At 48.2% G+C, this 21,156-nt stretch carries 16 protein-coding genes; 12 read left to right on the top strand and 4 right to left on the bottom strand.

The window, feature by feature from the left end:
• The first annotated feature begins 10 nt into the window (after window positions 1-10).
• Window positions 11-2,155 (top strand): S9 family peptidase, encoded by a 2,145-nt coding sequence (locus H6570_05105; protein MCB9318640.1) that lies wholly within the window; start codon window positions 11-13, stop codon window positions 2,153-2,155.
• A gap of 56 nt (window positions 2,156-2,211) precedes the next feature.
• The gene (locus tag H6570_05100; protein ID MCB9318639.1) at window positions 2,212-3,786 is read left to right on the top strand and encodes a M61 family metallopeptidase; all 1,575 of its coding nucleotides are present in this window, start codon (window positions 2,212-2,214) and stop codon (window positions 3,784-3,786) included.
• Between the two features lie 159 nt (window positions 3,787-3,945).
• Here the strand turns inward: H6570_05100 and H6570_05095 are convergent, their stop codons facing one another.
• The gene (locus tag H6570_05095) at window positions 3,946-6,828 is read right to left on the bottom strand and encodes an insulinase family protein (GenBank protein MCB9318638.1); all 2,883 of its coding nucleotides are present in this window, start codon (window positions 6,826-6,828) and stop codon (window positions 3,946-3,948) included.
• A 117-nt stretch (window positions 6,829-6,945) separates the two neighbouring features.
• The gene (gene ffh, locus H6570_05090) at window positions 6,946-8,283 is read right to left on the bottom strand and encodes a signal recognition particle protein (protein MCB9318637.1); all 1,338 of its coding nucleotides are present in this window, start codon (window positions 8,281-8,283) and stop codon (window positions 6,946-6,948) included.
• Window positions 8,284-8,412: 129 nt separating this feature from the next.
• On the opposite strand from ffh, the gene H6570_05085 reads away from it, so the two are divergent.
• The 5 genes from H6570_05085 (at window position 8,413) to xseB (ending at window position 13,583) form a co-directional block, all read left to right on the top strand.
• Entirely contained in the window at window positions 8,413-9,186 is a 774-nt protein-coding gene (locus tag H6570_05085; GenBank protein ID MCB9318636.1) for a hypothetical protein, read from the top strand.
• Between the two features lie 32 nt (window positions 9,187-9,218).
• The gene (locus H6570_05080) at window positions 9,219-10,874 is read left to right on the top strand and encodes a Zn-dependent hydrolase (GenBank protein ID MCB9318635.1); all 1,656 of its coding nucleotides are present in this window, start codon (window positions 9,219-9,221) and stop codon (window positions 10,872-10,874) included.
• A gap of 155 nt (window positions 10,875-11,029) precedes the next feature.
• Entirely contained in the window at window positions 11,030-12,142 is a 1,113-nt protein-coding gene (locus H6570_05075) for a trypsin-like peptidase domain-containing protein (protein MCB9318634.1), read from the top strand.
• A gap of 5 nt (window positions 12,143-12,147) precedes the next feature.
• Entirely contained in the window at window positions 12,148-13,395 is a 1,248-nt protein-coding gene (gene xseA / locus H6570_05070) for an exodeoxyribonuclease VII large subunit (GenBank protein ID MCB9318633.1), read from the top strand.
• Window positions 13,392-13,583 carry an exodeoxyribonuclease VII small subunit gene (gene xseB, locus H6570_05065; GenBank protein ID MCB9318632.1) on the top strand — a complete coding sequence of 64 codons (192 nt, stop codon included), beginning with the start codon at window positions 13,392-13,394 and terminating at the stop codon, window positions 13,581-13,583. Before xseA ends, xseB begins: the two co-directional genes overlap by 4 nt.
• Here xseB and H6570_05060 read toward each other — a convergent pair.
• The gene (locus tag H6570_05060) at window positions 13,565-14,215 is read right to left on the bottom strand and encodes a phosphatase PAP2 family protein (protein MCB9318631.1); all 651 of its coding nucleotides are present in this window, start codon (window positions 14,213-14,215) and stop codon (window positions 13,565-13,567) included. The two genes, xseB and H6570_05060, sit on opposite strands and share 19 nt — an antisense overlap.
• Window positions 14,206-15,801 carry an LptF/LptG family permease gene (locus H6570_05055; GenBank protein MCB9318630.1) on the bottom strand — a complete coding sequence of 532 codons (1,596 nt, stop codon included), beginning with the start codon at window positions 15,799-15,801 and terminating at the stop codon, window positions 14,206-14,208. Before H6570_05055 ends, H6570_05060 begins: the two co-directional genes overlap by 10 nt.
• Before the next feature lie 345 nt (window positions 15,802-16,146).
• On the opposite strand from H6570_05055, the gene H6570_05050 reads away from it, so the two are divergent.
• The 5 genes from H6570_05050 (at window position 16,147) to H6570_05030 (ending at window position 21,145) form a co-directional block, all read left to right on the top strand.
• Window positions 16,147-16,656 carry an RNA polymerase sigma factor gene (locus H6570_05050; GenBank protein ID MCB9318629.1) on the top strand — a complete coding sequence of 170 codons (510 nt, stop codon included), beginning with the start codon at window positions 16,147-16,149 and terminating at the stop codon, window positions 16,654-16,656.
• Window positions 16,657-16,660: 4 nt separating this feature from the next.
• A complete protein-coding gene (locus tag H6570_05045) occupies window positions 16,661-17,101 on the top strand; it encodes a hypothetical protein (protein MCB9318628.1) in 441 nt (146 codons plus the stop codon).
• Window positions 17,102-17,142: 41 nt separating this feature from the next.
• The gene (locus H6570_05040) at window positions 17,143-17,673 is read left to right on the top strand and encodes a DUF4252 domain-containing protein (protein MCB9318627.1); all 531 of its coding nucleotides are present in this window, start codon (window positions 17,143-17,145) and stop codon (window positions 17,671-17,673) included.
• Between the two features lies 1 nt (window position 17,674).
• Window positions 17,675-18,175 carry a DUF4252 domain-containing protein gene (locus tag H6570_05035; GenBank protein ID MCB9318626.1) on the top strand — a complete coding sequence of 167 codons (501 nt, stop codon included), beginning with the start codon at window positions 17,675-17,677 and terminating at the stop codon, window positions 18,173-18,175.
• A gap of 144 nt (window positions 18,176-18,319) precedes the next feature.
• Entirely contained in the window at window positions 18,320-21,145 is a 2,826-nt protein-coding gene (locus H6570_05030; GenBank protein ID MCB9318625.1) for a glycosyl hydrolase, read from the top strand.
• Window positions 21,146-21,156: the final 11 nt, after the last annotated feature.

Raw genomic sequence — 21,156 nt, 5'->3', positions numbered from 1 at the left:
CAGCAAATCAATGAAATATCAACCAACGTTCCTTCTGCCCCTGCTGTTGATCATCGCATGTCAAAATGAAAAAAACGAACACATGAAGAATCCAACCATCCCGGTTGAATATCCAAATACTGAAAAGAAGGAACACACCGATACTTATGGTGACAATGCAGTCCGCGATGATTACCATTGGCTGGAAGATGACCGGGCACCGGAGGTAGAAGACTGGGTTGTCCACCAAAACCAAACCACTCGCGGTTATCTGGATAAAATTCCTTTTCGTCAGGCCATCGAAGATCGCTATCGTGAACTGTATGATTATCCCAAATTATCAAGTCCTTACCGCGTTGGTGATTATTATTTTTTCTACAAGAATGACGGGCTGCAGAATCAATCCGTAATCTATGTGCAACATGGCCTGGATGGAGATCCTGAGGTCTTCATTGATCCCAATACGCTGTCAAAAAATGGCACCGTAGCCATATCCCTGGCCGGTTCATCCTCCGACGATCGTTATTTGAGTTATTTGCGTCAGGAAGCCGGATCCGACTGGGCTGAAGTTCATGTCATGGAAATTGCCACCCGTCAGGAGCTTCCGGACGTTATTGAACATGTCAAATTCTCGGGAACAACCTGGTACAAAACTGGATTCTATTACTGTCGTTTCCCCGATCCGGATGAAAATGAGAAGTTCTCAGCAGCCAACCAATATCATTCTGTTTATTACCATCAACTCGGTAAAGGACAGGACCAGGATGAACTCATTTACCGAGATGAAGCAAACCCAAATTATACAATGGGCATTGACATCACGGAGGATGAACAGTATCTGATCCTTACTAAAAGCAGCGGCACGGATGGATTTGAGACCTGGTACCGTCCGGCAGAAGCGAAGAGTGCTTTTATCCCTCTGTTCACCGGGTTTGCTCATAAAAACTCAGTCGTCGATCATGATCAGGACGCCTTCCTGGTCCATACGGATATAGATGCTCCAAAATACCGGTTGATCCGGGTAGAAATCAAACAGCCTGAACCTGAAAACTGGCAGGTAATAATTCCTGAATCCGATGATCTTCTTCAGGGAGTGTCCAGTGCCGGCGGGAAGTTGTTTGCGGATTACCTGAAAGACGTCACCACCAGGATGTTTCAGTTTGAAAAGGATGGCAGTGGAAAAAAAGAAATACAACTACCCGGACTGGGAAGCGCTGGTGGCTTTCATGGAAAGAAAGATTACCAGGAACTTTTCTACACCTATACTTCATTCCTCTATCCACCGACTATTTTCCTGTATGATATCGCCAGCGGGGCCTCCAAGCCATTTTTCGAAACTCCGCTTAAGTATAATCCTGATGAATATACAGAAGAGCAGGTCTTCTACACCAGCAAGGATGGGACCCGGGTACCGATGTTTTTAGTTCACAAAAAGGGACTTGCTCTGAACGGCCAAAATCCGGCCTTCCTTTACGGTTATGGCGGCTTCAATATCTCCCTCTCGCCGTATTTCAGCCCGATGCGCATCCTCATACTGGAAAATGACGGCGTCTTTGCCCTGGCAAACCTGCGCGGCGGAGGTGAATACGGCGAAGAATGGCATCGTGCCGGGATGCTGGAGAAGAAGCAAAATGTATTTGACGATTTTATAGCTGCAGCCGAGTTCCTGATCGACACCGGATTTACCTCAAAGGACAAACTGGCTATTTCCGGAGGATCAAATGGCGGCTTACTGGTTGGTGCTGCGATGACGCAGCGACCGGATCTTTTTGCAGTGGCATTTCCTGCCGTTGGAGTCCTTGATATGTTGCGTTACCAAAAATTCACCATCGGTCATGCCTGGGCTGTAGAATACGGCTCCAGTGACGATCCGGAACAGTACCAATATTTAAAGGCCTATTCTCCTTTACACAACCTCAAAGACGGCGTGCATTATCCAGCAACCCTGGTGACGACCGGGGATCACGACGACCGTGTGGTACCGGCGCATTCCTTCAAGTTTGCAGCCCGGCTACAAGAGGCACACCAGGGCGAGAACCCGGTACTGATCCGTATCGAAACCGATGCCGGACATGGTGCAGGTAAACCGACCGGTAAAATAATTGAAGAAGGGGCGGATGTATTGTCCTTCTTCTTCTACAATACCAATAGTCCTGTCAAATACCTCAAAGGCTGACGTTTCAGCTTGTAAAAAAATAAATGTTGCAGTAACAAAACCAGATTTGCTTGTACATGACTCGTTCTACTAGACAACATCCTATTCGCATGCTGGCTAACACATTTCTGATTCTTGGGTTAACCACGATTACTTCCTGCCAGGCTCAGCCTTCGATCCATTACACCCTGTCTTTTGAACAGGCTTCCAGGCATCAGTTTCATGTGCAGATGCATCTGACCGGATGGGAGGAAGATACCCTAATTCTAAAAATGCCCGGTTGGATGCCTGGTTTTTATCAGTACATGCATTATGGTGCGGCGGTGGACCATTTTGAGGCTTCCAATGGTAACCATCTGAATGTTACCGTAGATCATCCCAATGAAAATACCTGGCGATTATCCAAAACCAGGGGTCAGGAGATCACTCTTGAATACGATGTATCGACCAGCCGCCAGTTTGTAGCCACCAGCTATGTGGATTCACTCCACTCCTATGTAATCCCTGAAAGTGCATTTCTTTATCCGGATGGGCATCTGAACTTGCCTTCAACGGTGACGATCCTGCCCCAATCGCCTCAACATCAGGTTGCCACGGGCCTCGCCCCTCAAAAAGGCTCCACCTTGTCTTTTTACGCAGCCGATTTTGATATCCTGTATGATTGTCCGATCCTGGTGGGCGACCTTGAAGAATTACCGGCTTTTAAAGTACGTGGAATTGATCACCGCTTTTTTGCCTATAAGGCCGGTGAATTTGACCGGGAGAAACTTATGAATGGTTTACATAAAATTGTTGAAGCCGCCGTCGATCTTTTTGATGAAATACCATATGGGGAATACACATTCATAGGCATCGGGCCCGGCCGCGGAGGTATTGAACACCTGAACAACACCTCATTTGGGTTTAGCGGAGATCAACTCAGGGATGAAGCAGGTTTCCTTCGGATGTTTAACTTCCTGGGCCACGAGTATTTCCATCATTACAACGTCAAGCGTATACGGCCTTTTGAGTTGGGTCCCTTTGATTACGACAAAGGGTCCAAGACAAATCTATTATGGGTCAGCGAAGGGCTTAGTGTCTATTACGAATATCTTACGGTACGCCGGGCAGGCCTGGTGGATGAAGCTACCTTGCTGAGACAATTCGCGGGCAATATCAAAGCGACCGAAGAGGATCCCGGTCTTCCCTATCAGTCCCTGGCTCAGGCCAGTTATGCGACCTGGCAGGATGGTCCATTCGGAGGAGATAACAGCGCTGATGACCGGTCTATATCCTATTACGAAAAAGGCCCGGTGGTAGGACTTATGCTGGATTTTGCCATCCGTCATACGACTAAAAACAACAGATCCCTGGATGATGTGATGCGTTTGCTCTACCAAAAATATTATAAGGCAATGGGTCGTGGTTTTACAGATGCTGAATTTCAGCAGACTTGCGAAGAGATTGCCGGAGTTTCGTTGGATGATTTCTTTGAAAACATCTATACCACCAAACCGCTGGATTACGACCGCTATTTATCCTATGGCGGACTGACTTTGAGTAAACAACCCAGAGCAGTTGACCCGGCAAGCACTGAATATTTGCTGACGGTTTTACCTGAAATGGATGACCTTCAGAAAAATATCTTTACTGATTGGATCCGTAAAATGTAGGATCACAGCTTTTCCACCGGTAACAGCTCAGATTCTTTTGTGATGCTAACCAGTTTTGAGGACAAGGACAATCATTATGTTCATTTCCAACAGATAATCCTGAACATCCATCTGCCATCCTATGAACTGTAATTGCAAGTTAATCTGTCCCGGAATGTATTAATTCGCTTCCTTCTCCGGATTCATCACGAATTGCATGCGGTTATTCGCGTTAAAATAGGTTGCTGCTGCTTGTTGCAGGTCCTCAGCAGTGAGGGACTCAATACTCGATTCCAGTGATGGCAACAGTAATTTGGATAAAGGATAATCGTAGTAGTCACAGTCTTCAATACCATTCAGCCAGAAGCGATTTTGCTCCATGCTCTTTATGCGGGTCTGCTTTTGTGTTTCAGTTACCTTATGCAGGTCTTCTTCCGAAACACCATCCTCTGCTACCTGCCGGATGGTCTCCGAGGCGGTATTGATCAATTCCTGGGTGCGCGGAGGGTCACAGTTGAACGAGATAACCAGTGAATATTCAGGCTTCGGATCGCGACTTATATTACCAGACAACCCTACTCCATAAACCCCGCCTTTATCTTCGCGCATCGACTCACGCAATTTGATCCGCATCAGATCTACCATAGAATTGAAACGGTATCGTGAAGCATCATCCCACGTTATCGGACCGTGGTATACGATTTGAACGGTGGTCTTGGGTGCCGCTCCCCGTTCCCAATCCTTATTGATGACCCCGTTGACCAGTTCAATGCCATTATCCTTCCAATGCTCCTTACGACCGGTATTGGTCAGGTTGCCCAGATACTCCCTGGTCATGGTCTGCAATACTTCAGGATCAAAATTGCCCACGAAATAAAAAGTAAAATCACCCGCATTGGAAAAGCGGTCCTCGTAAATAGCAAAGATCGAATCGAGGTTCAGGCTGTTCAGCTCTTCGACTGTGGGATATCCGGTCCGTGGATGATTGTTGTATTTTATCCTGGTGGTTTGATCGTAGAAAAAGAAATTGGGATTGGCATCCAGGTTCTCGATAAATGCTTTTTGTTTTGAAACATACGAAGCGAAAGCCTCTTCATCCTTCCGGGGGTCTTTAAAGTAGAGGTAAATCAGCTGAAACATCGTTTCCAGATCCTCCGGTGAAGCGGAGCCCGAAAATCCTTCGGATTGGGAACCGATGGTCGGCACCACCGACACCCGCTTTCCGGTTAACAGTTTTTCCAGCTGAACCTCGGTAAAAGCACCAAGGCCGGACTGGTTGATGATGGATGATGCAAAGCGCGCCTGTAAGAACTTCTTGTCGTCATAAAGTGAGGTCCCTCCGTCGCTGTAAGCGCTCATCAGGATCTCGTCATTTTTATAAGTTGTAGGCTTGGCAAAAACACGAATGCCATTCGCCAGGGTCCACTCCATCACTCCGGTAGCGTCATCGGTCTTCTTCTCGACAATCGGCACCGGCACCAGATCTTCGCTGAATAAGGGAGCTTCCGTCACTTCATCGACGTAGGCGTCAACAGGAGCATTGGAAACCTGGTCTACCAAGGATAACAATTCCAACTCGGTGGGTAGTGGTGCATCTTCTTTCTGCGGACCGGTGACAACCAGTATTCTGTTGTCTTTGGTGATCCATTTTTTCGCCAGGGCATCCACATCCGTCAAAGGTATTTCCGGCATCAATTCTTTTACCAGTCGATAATATTGTTCTGCGCTGAGCAATGGACCTCCATCAGTAAAATAGCTGACCAGATCGGAAGCCAGGTCACCTGACTCCTGCTTGTCACGCTCCCGGGCCAATCGTTCAGCAGCCTTTAGGATCTCGGTCTTGCTCCTCTCCAGCTCGGTCTCGGTAAATCCATGCTGCAATACCCGTTCATTTTCTTCCAAAACGGCTTTTAACCCCTGCTCAACACCTCCTTCCTGTACGACAGCATAAGATGTATAATTGGAGACATGTCCCAGGCCGCCACTATAACCAGAATAGGCAAACAGGAAAGGCGGGTCTGCTTTCTGCGACAATTCCGAGAGCCGGTTATTCAGCATATTATTGTACAGGCTGCGGGTCAGCGACTCCTGAAAATCGGCTTCGGTCCGGGTGTTGTATTCCGGATGACGGTATAACAACTGTACGGCCGTATTCGTCGCTTCTTTGTCCGAACAAATGGAGACCAAGGTCTGCCCATTCATCGGGACAGAATATTTTTCACGGGGACGCTCCGGTTGTGGATTGTCAAGGGCACTGAATTGCTGCTTTATCCGCGACTCCATATCATCCACATCCACATTGCCGACTACAACGACGGCCATTTCATCCGGCCGGTACCAGTCGTGGTAAAATTGCCGTACCCGGTCGTACGAGATGGTTTCGATGATTTCCGGCTTTCCGATCGGCAATCGTTCCGCATACCTGGAATTCTTAAAGAGTACAGGCAAATACTGCTGTTGCATACGCTGACCGGCGCTTAATCCGGTACGCCATTCCGAGACCACCACACCGCGCTCTTTGTCGATTTCTTCATCATCAAAACTGACACCTCCAGCCCAGTCGTGCAGGACCAGCAGGCCTTTCGACAACTGAACCGTATCATCCGTACGTACCTGTAACATGTACACCGTCTCGTCAAAACTAGTATAAGCATTCAGGTCCGCCCCGAACCGGGTGCCCACGGATTCCAGATAATCCACCAATTCATTCTTGCTGAAGTGTTCCGAGCCATTGAAGGCCATATGCTCAACAAAGTGAGCCACACCCAGCTGGTCCGGATCCTCCTGCAATGAACCCACCTTGACCACCAGCCGCAATTCAGCATGGTTCTCGGGTTTGTTGTTGTGCTGGATGAAGTAGGTCATTCCATTAGCCAGAGTACCTTGCCTGACCGTACTGTCCTTTGGTAAGGGAGTCTCATCTGCCGTGGAAGGCATGGCCTCCTGCGGCATCGCTGGTGTCGGCGGAGGAGCCGGCAGCTGAAGGGGTTGGCTTGTTTTAGGAGTACAAGCCATGGTTAATAGCAAACCAAAGCCAATGGTAATCAGGCGTATATTTTTCATATTGATGAATTTGAATGGATAACTGAACCTACCAACTTTACCCATGGTGGTGCATGGAGTAATAGGATTTTAACGTAAAAATAACCTAAAAGGTGCACAAGATCAATTGGCAGGCTACTAGCGGCGCATCTGGTTCATGTTGCCCATCATATTGGCCATCCCTTTACCTTTGCTCAGCTGGTGCATCATTTTCCGCATCTGATCGAATTGCTTGATAAACAAGTTGATCTCATGGATGTTATGACCACAACCTTTGGCAATGCGGCGTTTCCGGCTCATATTCAGCAACTCCGGCTTGTTACGTTCCTCCGGTGTCATCGAAAATATGATGGCCTCCACTTTGGCGAATGCTTTGTCGTCGATCTCCAGGTTCTTGGTCATCTTGCTCATCCCCGGGATCATATTCATGAGTGATTTGATGTCACCCATTTTCTTGATCTGCTTGATCTGGCCCAGGAAGTCATTGAAATCAAATTTATTCTTGCGGATCTTAGCTTCGAGTCGTTTGGCCTCTTTTTCATCAAATTGCTCCTGCGCCTTTTCCACGAAGGAAACGATATCACCCATGCCCAGGATACGCTGAGCCATCCGTTCGGGATAGAAGACGTCAAGTGTTTCCATCTTTTCACCCATACTGACAAACTTGATGGGTTTGCCTACGGTGTACTTAATGGAAAGGGCAGCACCACCCCGGGTGTCACCATCCAGTTTGGTCAGGACGACACCATCGTAATCGATCACCTCATTAAAGGCAGCAGCGGAATTAACGGCATCCTGGCCCGTCATGGAATCCACCACAAAAAGGGTCTCCGTAGGCTGTATTGCCGCTTTGATCCTGCGGATCTCATCCATCATGGCTTCGTCAATGGCGATACGACCAGCCGTATCGACGATGACGACATCATGTTTATTGGCTTTTGCAAACTCGATGGCACGCTGAGCGATATCCACCGGGTCTTTGCTTTCCAGATCTTTGTAAACCGGAACCCCGATCTGCTCTCCGATTACGGATAGTTGATTGATGGCAGCCGGACGGTAGACGTCGCCGGCAACCAGTAAAGGAGATTTCTTGCGCTTTTGTTTCAGGAAGTTAGCCAGTTTACCAGAGAAGGTGGTCTTACCGGAACCCTGGAGACCGGCAATCAGTACGATGCCGGGACTGCCTGTGATGTTGATGCCGACCGACTGGCCTCCCATCAATTCCACCAGTTCATCCATCACGATCTTCACCATCAATTCACCAGGCTTGACCGCCTGGAGAACGTTCTCTGTACCCAGAGCTTTATCCTTTACTTTATCGGTGAATTCCTTCGCGATCTTATAATTCACGTCTGCGCCGACCAGGGCTCGACGGATCTCTTTTATCGATGTAGCAACGTTTAGTTCAGTTAGTTTTCCTTCGCCCTTCAGGTTCTTAAAGGCACTCTCCAACCTTTCATTCAAACTATCAAACATAATCTGTATTTATGGTCTGCTTTTTCTCCACCAAAGGAATAGCCAGGGCTGTTTGAGGGAGCTGCAATAATGCATGCAAATATAGGTAAATGCTATCTTTGTAGTTTAGTTCATTCTTAAACAATCCCCATGCGTCGCATTCTTTCATTTCTGGTAATCGTACTGTTGTCCGGCCTGATGGCCTGTCAGGATCAAAGCGGGCAACCCAATCCCGATGAAATGCAATTTGCAGCCACTGGCGACTCCGTTGCTCTGAATCTGGCCGCCCAGGTACTGGAAACAAATGGAGGTCAAAAAGCCTGGACCGATAGCCGCTACATAGCCTGGACATTTTTTGGCCGTCGACGTCTGGTTTGGGATAAATGGGGGCAGGAAGTAAGGATCCATTATACAGACGGCAGTATGGATATGAGCCTGCACATTCCGGACACCACAGGAATGGTCTGGAAGAATGGCGTGGCTATGACCGAACCGGATTCTCTGGATAAATACCTGAACCAGGCCTACCGGACCTGGATCAATGACAGCTATTGGCTTTTAATGCCATTCAAGCTTCGTGACCCTGGAGTTCATCTGTCTTACATAGGAAAGGATACAACGCAGGCAGGTGCATCAGCTGAGGTAGTTGCAATGGAGTTTACCGCCGTAGGGGTCACTCCCCAAAACAAATACCACATCTGGATCGGTGGAGAACCCAGTGAAGTCCTGCAATGGGCTTATTATCGCAATGCCCAGGATACCATGCCGGGTTTTACGAACCTTTGGACTAATTATCAGCGTTATGAGCCTACCGGCATCGTGCTGTCTTCCGGAAGGGGGCCTAACCGGGAAATGGGAGATATCAAAGTCTATGTCGAATTACCCGAACAAGTATTTACGGATGTAGCGGAAACCAATTGGTAGCAAAACTCAATTTTTATCATAAATCGATAGCTATGCGCAAGCTAACTTATTTCTTCGCCCTGCTGATACTTTTCGCACATTGCAAGCCTGCTCCTGAGGTTACCGAAGCCAGGGATGAAAACCTGAGTGACTCGGTCAAAGCAGAAATTCAAGCCAAGCTGGATCAATACGTCACCGTGCCGCTCACCACGGATCTGGCTCAGCTTACCGACAAGGAGCGTCAGATGATCCCTATTTTAATGGATGCTGCCATGGTGATGGACAATCTGTTCTGGTACGAATCGTACGGTGGGAAAGACAAGTTTCTGGAAGCCAATCTTGAGCCCGTAGCCAAGCAATTTATGGAGATAAATTACGGACCATGGGATCGTCTGGATGACAACAAACCATTCTTACCCGGTGCAGGAACCAAACCTGCCGGAGCAAACTTCTATCCGACGGATATGACCAAGGAGGAGTTCGAAGCTGCAGATATTCCGGATAAGACCGGTTTATATACATTCATTCGCCGGGATCCGGAAGGAAAACTGGAGAGCATACCTTATCACGACCAGTTCAACATGGCTGTGAACCGGGCAGCTGAATTGCTCAACCAGGCCGCTGTACTTGCGGAAGATCCGGGATTCCGGAAGTATCTGGAACTACGTGCAAAAGCCATGCTGAATGACGACTATCAGGATAGTGACCGGGCCTGGCTAGACATGAAAAACAACACGCTGGATATCGTCATTGGCCCCATCGAAACCTATGAAGATCAGCTGTTTGGCTATAAAGCCGCGCATGAAGCCTACGTATTGATAAAAGATCAGACCTGGAGCAAACGTCTTTCAAGATTTGCACAATTCCTGCCTGAACTGCAAGCAGGCCTTCCTGTCCCGGCGGCCTATAAAAAAGAAAAACCAGGTACCGACACCGACCTGAATGCATACGATGTGGTCTATTATGCCGGTCAGGCCAATTCCGGCGGAAAAACCATTGCCATCAATTTGCCAAACGACGAGCAGGTCCAGTTGGAAAAAGGAACACGCCGTCTCCAACTGAAGAATGTCATGCGTGCCAAATTTGATAAGATCCTGATACCCCTGGCCGACGAGTTAATCGATTCGGATCAGGTTTCATTCATCAATTTTGACGCTTTTTTTGCAAACACCATGTTTCATGAGGTTGCGCACGGCCTGGGCATTAAAAACACCATCGACGGAAAAGGAACCGTTCGTATGGCACTTAAGGAACATTATTCGGCCCTGGAAGAAGGCAAAGCGGATGTCCTGGGTTTGTATATGGTCAAACAGCTCCACGACAAGGGTGAAATCGAAGGCGACTACAAAAGCAACGTCGTCACTTTTATGGCCAGCATTTTCCGCTCGATCCGGTTTGGCGGAGCAGACGCACACGGCCGGGCCAATATGGTCCGTTTTAATTTCTTTAAGGACATGGGCGCTTTCGAACGCGACGAAGCTACCGGAAAGTACCGGGTCAATTTTGATAAGTTCCAACAGGCTACTGATGCACTGTCGACAAAAATCCTGACACTGCAAGGTGACGGCGACTATGCCGGAGTGGCTAAATTTGTCACTGAAAAAGGGATAGTCTCACCTCAATTGCAAGCCGATCTTGATCGCTGTGCGGCACTGGGTATACCTGTCGACCTGATCTTTGATCAGGGTAAGGATGTCGTTGGTCTATAAGCGGAAAACCGATTCTGCTTTTATTTGTTCTGAACCGTGGCGGGACTCAAAGTCTGCTTTCAATTTATTTTACCAATTCAATTTGGACTAAAATGAAAACTTATTCCTTTTTGCGCACGATTCTTTATGTTTTCCTCCTTGCTGCCGGATTTTTTATGGGTGTATCCTGGCAAAACCGGACAGCTGCAGAGGACCAGGAATCACTGCCACCAGAAGCCGGGGAGGTCGCATCCACCCCCGTGCCCACCACCACCGGTGAACGAGAGTCTACTCCGTCGGCACCATTACTTGATAATGAACAACACACCATCGACTTGTTTCAACATGCTGCACCGGCGGTCGTGTTTATCAATACCAGTGTCTATGAAAAGGATTACTGGTCTACCAATGTCTACGAATTGCCTCAGGGGTCCGGCTCAGGCTTTATCTGGGATAATCAGGGACACATCGTGACGAATTATCACGTGATCGAGTCAGCCATCAATGGTGGCAAGGCAACTGTTACACTCGCCGACCAGTCGGTATGGGAGGCAGAAATCATCGGCTATGCGGCAGAAAGGGACCTGGCAGTCCTGAAGATCAAGGCAGCACCCAGCCAGTTAACGCCGATTACCGTAGGGGTATCCCACGAACTTAAGGTGGGGCAGTCGGTCTACGCGATTGGCAACCCTTTCGGTTTGGACCAGACGCTGACTACCGGAGTGATCAGCGCTCTCGGACGGGAAATACGGGCCAAAGACGGCACGCCGATCCGTGATGTCATTCAGTCCGACGCAGCCATCAACCCGGGCAACTCGGGTGGTCCGCTCCTTAATTCATCCGGGCAATTGATCGGCGTAAACACCGCCATCTACAGCCCTTCCGGCGCCAGTGCAGGCATCGGATTCTCGATACCGGTCGATGAGGTTCGCTCGGTGATCCCGGACCTGATCCAGTATGGCAAGATTCGCCGTCCTTCACTCGGCATAGTCCCTTATACTTCCTCGAGTTATAAAATCAATGGTGTCCTGATCCTGCAGGTAGCCCAGAGTTCAGCAGCAGAAAAAGCCGGATTGCACGGCACCGACAGGGACCGGTTCGGACGCATCCAGTGGGGTGATATCATCGTCCAGATTGACGACGATGAGATCACCAACCTGATCGAAATGCGGTCGGTGCTGGAAAAACACAATGCCGGAGACAAGGTCAAGGTCACCGTGATCCGCAATGCCAATAGCGCCGGCCAAAAAGAACTCACAGTTGATCTCATCCTGGATGATGTGAACTAGGCACTATGCAGACTTTTTCGCTGTTTGAATTAAATGAATACATCCGCAGGGTGATCGCCCTGAATTTTACCGATGCCATCTGGATCACCGCGGAGATCAATCAGGTAGGATCATCCCGGGGACATCACTATTTGGATCTTATTCAAAAGGACGAAAAAAGCGATCAGATCATCGCCCAGACCCAGGCAGCTATCTGGAGCAGCCAATACCGCTTTCTGGAGAAAAAATATCCTGACCTGTTGGATGATCTGCTCCAGGATGGTACGGAAGTACGACTCAAGATCAAAGTGGAATTCAATGAGCGTTATGGTTTAAAACTGATCGTCGAAGACCTGGACGCACAATACACCTATGGCCAGGCCGCCCTTAAGCGATTGCGGGTTATTGAGGCCTTGCAAAAAGAGGGCCTGATCGGCAAGAACAAGCAAATCACCCTGCCTCCTGTAATTCAGCACATCGCCATGGTCAGCTCATCGACAGCAGCAGGATTTCAGGACTTTCTCAATCATCTTGGAGAAAACCTTTATGGGTATCGGTTTCACGTAACCCTTTTCTCCGCAGCCATGCAAGGCATCAACACGGAGCGCGAAGTATCGGAAGCCTTGGAACAGATAGCAGATCGCAGCGATGAATTTGATGCCGTATGCATCGTGCGTGGGGGCGGTTCAAAACTCGACCTTGCCGCCTTCGACAGTGAGGCCCTGGGACGGAAAGTGGCCTGGTTTCCCTTGCCAGTACTTATCGGAATTGGCCATGATATCGACCAGACCATACTGGACCTTGTCGGACATTCCTCGCTGAAGACACCGACAGCCGTCGCAGACCTGATCGTAGACCACAATGCACGGTTTGAAGGCCTGATTGAAGAAACCGCTGAACGCATTACCTCCCTTATTCATCAACGTATCCAGACAGAGTCCAGAAATTTACTGTCCATCAGCCACGATCTGCACCGGATGATCAAAGTACCCATCTTGAGGGCCCAGCAACAGATCGAACACATTCAACAAATGCGTTCTTCCATTCTGAAATCCTATTTTCGTGATCTCTACAATCAACTGGAGCGGATGGAGGAGCAATTGGAATGGAAGAATCCATTGTATCTGATGGAGAAGGGATATGCCTGGGTATTTTCTGGCGGAAAGCCCCTCCTTACGGTTCATGACGTGAGCCCTGGCGATGAACTTACGAGTTACCTGAAAGACGGTCAGATCACCAGTACTGTCACTGCCATTAAATCGAGAAAACCATGAAAGGAATAAAAACGTACCAGGAGGCTTACCGGCGACTACAAGCCATCCTAAAAATGCTGGAATCCCAGGAGGTTGCTGTCGATGATTTACCAAAGCTGGTTGAAGAGTCACAGCAATTATTGAATTATTGCCGGGACCGGCTTCGCACCACTGAACGCCAACTGGAAGATTATTTCGAAGAGGAATGATCTGATGATATCCCTGGCTTTGCATGCCGGCCAGGATCCAGCGCCCACTGTACCCTCCAGTAAATCCAAAGCAATGCCAGTCCGGTGATCAATCCCATACTGACATCTTTAAGAAAATGCTCCGCAAGATAAATCCGCGAAAAACCCACCAATCCGGCTGTCAGCGCTGACAGGGCGGCGAAGAATCCATTACGGCTTCGCAGCGCCAACCATCCGAAGATGACAACGGCAGACATGGTATGCCCGGAAGGAAATGAATCCAGCGTCGCTCTCCAGGTCACCCCCGGGATGGAGGCCATTTGACCAAATCCGGCCCAGGCAAGGGCCGGCCTGGGATGTGCGAAATACAGCTTTAAAGCCATACTTAATACCATAACCAGTGAACCCAATAAGGCCACCTGTCCTACCTTGCCAAACCGACGGTGCAAACCAAAATAGATAGCCACTATAAAATAAATCCACACCTCCCCCAGCCTGGTGATCCATTTGAAGGTAAAATCGGCTGCCGGTGTCCTGATGAGCTGGATATGATCCAATTCGGTGCCCACCGGATAATGGTTTAATGCAGCCAGTGATGCAAGCCATAGTGACAGGATCAGCAAGGAAAAAATGACCAGGGACCTTAACTCCATTGAAACAGTTTGGCAAAGAATTTTTGGAAGCCCTGTGTGTACGTATCCAGATTCATCAGTTTGGAATCACGCATGGCACGCAGCGTAAGGGTGAAACCCATGGCAAAGATGATGATTACCGGCAGCCAGGCTCCGAGAACGGGATTGATGGCCAACGATTCTGCCATCTTACGCATCATGATCGACAAAATGATGAAGAGGGCAAAGAAGAAAATGGAGATCAAAAAAGGAAATCCAAAGCCTCCCTTGCGCACGATGGCCCCCATAGGTGCTCCTATGAACAAAAAGATCAGACAGGCAATTGCCAGAGCAAATTTGGAATGCAATTCAAACAGGAATTTCGCTTTGCGTTCCTCCAGGTTGCGTTTCTCTGCTTCGCGGCTTAAAATTTCCTGGACGATACGGCTGCTTTTGGATTGCGCAGCATAGAAGAGGCGGGAGTATTCACCTCTTGCGAAATGCTTTTCCAAATGGCCCGGCCCGACACTTCCGGTAACCAGTTCGACCGGGGGGGCATATCGGCCAATGTAGTATTCGTTCGCTTCATCGGTTGGCACATCGGTCTTTTGTTTCATCCTGTCCATGATGATATCCCGTGGCAACCCATTGGGTATATTATCGCCATTCTTCAGCGATGCCATCGCATTCTCCTTCCAGTTCTCACTCTTGGAGGTATCGACACCCGTGATAAAATTGGGATATTTTTCAAGTAAAGTGGGATTGACATTGGCCAGCTGCTGATTGAATGTATCCACATCCAAAATAAGCTCACGGCTGGTCTTCATGTATTGATGGGATTTGAACAGATCCTGATCCGTCATATCCAAATCAAATTCAGACATGTCGTTGGCTTTGTGCCAGTTTTTAAAATTAACCCGCACAAACGGATAGGATATTTTATTGTCATTGGTGACACGCCGGTTTTGTTCGTTATACATGTGCCCGTCATGGAGTGACATGACAAAATACCTCCCATCGCCAGTAATGAACATCTCACCCGTCTTTGAATGGATCATGTCAATATTCGCTTCATTGCGATCCTGATTGTAGATGTATACATTGTTGATGTCACGCTGGTTTACGCCTTTTTCCTGTACCCAGATGGCGGTGTTCATAAAGTCTTCATTGAAGATGCCCGGTTCAATGGCCAGAGCAGGCTTTTGTTTTCGGATGTCCCACATCCGGGAATGAAACTGCAAATTGGCGATCGGTGACAGGTAATCATTGCTTAGATAAGAGAGCACACTGATTAAGGTAACCAGGTAGATCAGTGGCTGCATGGTTCGCAGCAGGGACACACCTGCAGATTTCAGACTGGATAATTCATATTTCTCGCCCATATTGCCAAAAACCAAAACCGAGGCGAGCAGAACGGCGATAGCCAGTGCAAGAGGAAATAATTTGACCGATAAATAAAAGATCATCTCGACCAGTATGAACAGCCCTAATCCTTTCCCCATCAGATCATCCATGTAGATGAAGATGGTCTGCATGACCAGCACAAACAATGCAATGAGGAACGACAATGCAAAGGGAGGTAAGAAAGAATTAACCAGTAATGTATCGATCCGCTTTAACTTGAACATAGTCTATGCAAAAGTAGGAGAATTACCGTAAGTGCGTGCGGTTATTCAAACTGCCTAAAAAACAGAAACGCCAGGCAAATCGTTCATGCTGCCCCATTCCTCTGGCAAACCGGAACCCGTCTACTGTAATCCAGGGGCATCTTTCTCCTCCCATGCCCATCGAATCGGGGGGATGATACGCTCGCGGTGTCCATCAGACAGAATAGGAATTGACTGCATTTAATTCGCCCGGCAAATGATTTAGACCAGGTTATCCACAACTGCACCTGCTGGATCGTCATATTATGTCACTGAATAGTTAATTTTTATGTAACCAATTCCATTTTCATTCGATCTTCTAATACCATGGATGCGATAAAAGAACTCATCACACCAATTCAGGACAAATTATTCCGCTTCGCATTGCGGATGGTAGGCAGCGTAGAAGAGGCTGAGGATGTCGTTCAGGAAGTCTGGATCAAATTGTGGAAACAGAAAGACTACCTGGACAAGATCCAAAATGTGGAAGCCTGGTGTATGCAGCTGACGCGGAATATCTCGATTGATCATCTGCGTTCAAAACACCGCAGAACAGAAGGGCTGGATGGAGTGAGGCAATTTGAATCGCATGATCACACCCCTGATCTGGCATTAACCAAAAAAGACCTCTTCCAGCGGATACAAAACATGATGAATGAGTTGCCAGAACAGCAAAGGGATGTGATGCACCTGCGGGATATCGAAGGATACGCCTACCAGGAAATCGCAGAAATGCTGAATCTGACCCTGAACCAGGTCAAGATAAACCTGTTCCGGGCCAGGACCACTATTCGTAAACAAATTGAACAATTACAAGCTTATGACAGCGCCAAATAAATCCATGCAAGAACTCCTGCGGAAATACTGGGCCGGAGAGTCCACACAGGAGGAAGAAAAAATCCTGCTACAACACTTTGGTGAAGAGGATTTGCCAATGGAAGATGAAACGGCTGACGCCATCTATTTCCAGTTTTTACAGGAAGCTCGTCAGATGTCCACATCCCGGGATTATACCAAACATCTGGAACAATCGCCTCGTCCGACGGCCAGACGTATTATTCTATGGTCTCGCGCAGCAGCGGTTGCTGCAGTGTTTTGCGGTGTGGTGTGGACCACTTTTCATTACGAGCACAGGCCCAGCCGGGATACGTATGAAGATCCCAGGGTAGCATGGGAGACCACAAAAGCAGCCCTGGCCATGGTCAGTAATAAAATGCACGAAGGAACCAAGTCCATGGAAAGCATCCAGGAACTTGACAAACTTCAAATCATTAGAGAATAACTAAACCTGATTCATAAACAAATCAAAATTCGGATTCAATCATGAAAAAGTTCCTAATAGCATGTGGACTCCTGGTTTTTGGAGTCACTGCGTCTATGGCACAAGCCGATGCCATCAGCAAATATTTTGACAAATACCTGAATGACGAGTCTTTCTCCGTCGTGTATATCAGCCCAAAGATGTTTGACCTGGTATCCAAACTGGACGTGGATGACATGGACCAGGATACTAAGGACGTCCTCAAGGACCTGAAAGGTCTCAGGATATTGTCCCGCGACAACGATGGTCAAAAGTATTATCAGGAGGCTATGAACATCCTGAACACCAAGGAATACGAAACGCTCATGACCGTACGCGATGGGGATTCCAATGTACGATTCTGGGTGAAAGAAGATCCCGCCAACTCCAACCGCATCAATGAATTACTGCTCTTGGTTGGCGGAGAGGACTTTGCCCTGATCAGTTTTGTAGGAAATATCGACCTGAAAAAGATCTCCAAGCTTTCTGACAAAATGGATGTCAAAGGCATGGAACACCTGGAAGATTTAGATAAAAAGCAAAAAAACGACTGACATGAAAAAATTCATTCTGCTAAACCTGACTTTTTTATCCCTTCTCTTTGTAACCCAGTCCAAAGCACAAAGTGCAGTTGATGAATTCATCTCCTATTACAAAGGATACGATAACGCCTTGCAGCTTTCTTTCCCCGGCTTCATAGCCCGAATTGGAATTGATATCGCAGCCAAAGAAGAGCCCTCCCTGGCTTCTCTATCCAACCGGATCTCTTCCTTGCGTTTTCTGATCCTTGACCAGCATGTAGATGGCCTGAATTCGGATCTGAGATTCCTGAAAAAAGACCTCAACCGGGAAGGCTTTGAAACCTTGTTTATGGTCCGCGATGACGGTGATGAAGTTCATCTGTTCCTGAAGGAAGATCCAAAACACCGGGATCAGCTGATCCTGTTGATCCAGGGTGGAGACGAGGACAATCTTCTACTTTTCCAGTTGAAGGGTCGATTCAATCAAGATGACCTGAATAACCTTAAAGATCATATGGTCGTATCGGCACGTTGATTCTGAATACATACTTTGGATATAATGGATGCCTGGGATATCTTTATCTCAGGCATTCTTTTTTTTCCAAATCGACCATAAACCATATCGATGAAGTTTCGGATTCAGCTCTTACTACCCTGTATACTCTTTTCTTACATAGCAATGGCCCAGCCTGGACCCACCCCAGCAGGAGACCGGATGAAAGCCCGGAGTCAAAATCAAGCTCTGGTAGATCGTTCACTCGTTACGGGAGTACCATTTGAAGCCATCGGGCCCACCATATTCAGTGGAAGGGTGGTCGATATTGATATCAGTCCCACCGATCCGAGTCATTTCTATGTAGCCTACGCCTCCGGAGGTTTGTGGAAAACGGAGAATAACGGAACATCTTTCACTCCGGTGTTTGACCATGAGGACGTCATTGCCATTGGTGACATTGCCGTAGACTGGTCACGCAATATCATCTGGCTGGGCAGCGGAGAAAACAACAGCAGCCGGTCTTCCTATGCCGGAAACGGCATTTACAAAAGCACAGACAATGGAAAGACCTGGCATTTTATGGGTTTACCGGAAAGTCAGCACATTGGCAGAATAATCCTCGATCCGAAAAACCCGGATCACGTGGTCGTCGCCGTTCTGGGCCATCTGTATTCACCCAATCCGGAAAGAGGCGTCTATGTTACCAACGATGGAGGAAAAACATGGCAGCAAACCTTATTTGTCGATGACAACACTGGCGCTATTGAACTTATTCAGGAGCCGGGCAAGAGCAATATTTTGTATGCCGCCACCTGGCATCGTGAACGCAGAGCCTGGAACTTCGTGGAAGCAGGCAGTGGCTCAGGCATCTATAAGAGTACCAATGGAGGTAAGTCCTGGACCCTTCTTACGAATGAGGGCAGTGGATTTCCCACCGGTGACGGTGTCGGCCGTATCGGTATGGATGCCGTTCGTGCCGGTAATCAGCTTTATCTCTATGCCATCGTGGATAATTACAACCGGCGCCCCAGCGAGGAGAAAAAAGAACCGGATGTGTTAACCAAAGCAAGTCTGAAAGAGATGTCCAAAGAGGGCTTCATGGAACTAAAGGATAAGACCCTCAAGAAGTTTTTATCCGACAACCGGTTCCCAGCCAAGTATACGGTCCAGTCGGTGAAAGCCATGGTACGCCAGGGTAAAATCGCACCGGCTGCTCTCGCCGAATACCTGGAAGATGCTAATGCTCTGCTTTTTGATACCGAAGTGATCGGCGCCGAAGTGTACGTCAGCAAAGATGCCGGAAAAACCTGGCAGAAGACACACGAAGGCTATCTGGATGGATTATTTTATTCCTATGGCTACTATTTCGGACAGATCCGCGTCGCCCCGCAGAACCCAAATCAGCTGTACGTGCTGGGGGTTCCGGTCCTCAAGTCGGATGACGGAGGTAAAAACTGGAAATCCATTGATGGCGATAATGTGCACAGCGATCATCATGCGCTTTGGGCTGACCCTAACCGTGCCGGCCATCTGATCCTGGGCAACGACGGAGGTATAAACATATCCTACGATAATGGCGCCAGCTGGATCAAATGCAACACACCGAATGTAGGACAGTATTACCACATCTCCGTCGATATGGAGAAGCCATACAACATCTACGGCGGGTTGCAGGATAATGGCGTATGGTACGGACCCAGTAACAATACCATGAACACCAGATGGCAGGATAACGGTCAGTATCCTTTCCAGGAAATAGGAGGCGGTGATGGCATGCAATCAGCGGTGGACACGCGGGATAATGAAACCGTTTATGCCGGCTCACAATTTGGCAATTATTTCCGCACCAATAAAAACAAACGAAGACCTACCCGTATAACACCGGTTCATGAGCTGGGTGAACATCCATTCCGGTGGAACTGGCAGGCGCCGATCTGGTTATCCACCCATAATCAGGATATACTTTACATGGGATCCAACATGGTTCACCGAAGCCTGAACCAGGGTGATGATTTTGAAGTTATCTCCGGTGACCTTACGAACGGGGGCAAGACCGGGGACGTGGCATTCGGCACGCTTACAACCATCCATGAGTCACCACTGCAGTTTGGCTTATTGTACACCGGAAGTGATGATGGACTGGTTTATGTTACCAAGGACGGTGGCGGACATTGGACCAACATCAGCGCCGGCCTTCCCAAAGACCTGTGGGTTGTACGTGTTCAAGCCAGTACCCATGAAAAATCACGTGTTTATGCAGCATTGAATGGCTACCGCTGGGATGACTTTACACCGTATCTCTTTATATCAGAAGATTTTGGCAGCACCTGGACAGCATTGGGCAAAGACTTGCCCATGGCTCCCATCAATGTTGTAAAAGAAGATCCGGTCAACCCGGATATCATTTATGTGGGTACCGACCTCGGTGCTTATCTTTCCCTCGACAGAGGAGCATCCTTCATGGCGTTATCCCAGGATCTTCCGGCTGTCCCAGTCCATGATCTGATCGTCCATCCACGGGATCACGACCTGATCCTGGCCACCCATGGCCGTTCGCTTTATGTGGGTAATGTCTCCGAAGTTGAAAAGCTGAATCCGGAAATGATCGCGAAGAACCTGGCCCTTTTCGATCTGGAAGAACAGCGGTACAGTGGTTTCTGGGGCAGGCAATTTTCACCCTATTACCCCGTGCGTGAACCGGCTTTAAAGATACCGGTCTATAGCAAAGACACACAAAAAGCGGATATGCAGGTGCTTATGGATGACATCGTTTTGTACCAGACAACGCTGGATTTAAACAAGGGGATCCAGTATCCAGAGTACAATCTTGCATTTTCTGAGTCCGTACTCGATGCATATTCCGCAGCCATCAACAAGGATAAAAAGGAAGACGATCAGGAAGAAATCAAGCCTGCGGATAATGGTAAATATTATCTGAGGGCCGGCAAGTATCAAGTAATCCTGAAGTCCGGCACTGACGAAGTCAAGAAGACATTTACCATCAAATAACTCACAGCAAT

This window comes from Lewinellaceae bacterium, from assembly GCA_020636135.1.
Classification (GTDB): domain Bacteria; phylum Bacteroidota; class Bacteroidia; order Chitinophagales; family Saprospiraceae; genus JAGQXC01.
This window is presented reverse-complemented; position numbering and strand designations above follow the sequence as displayed.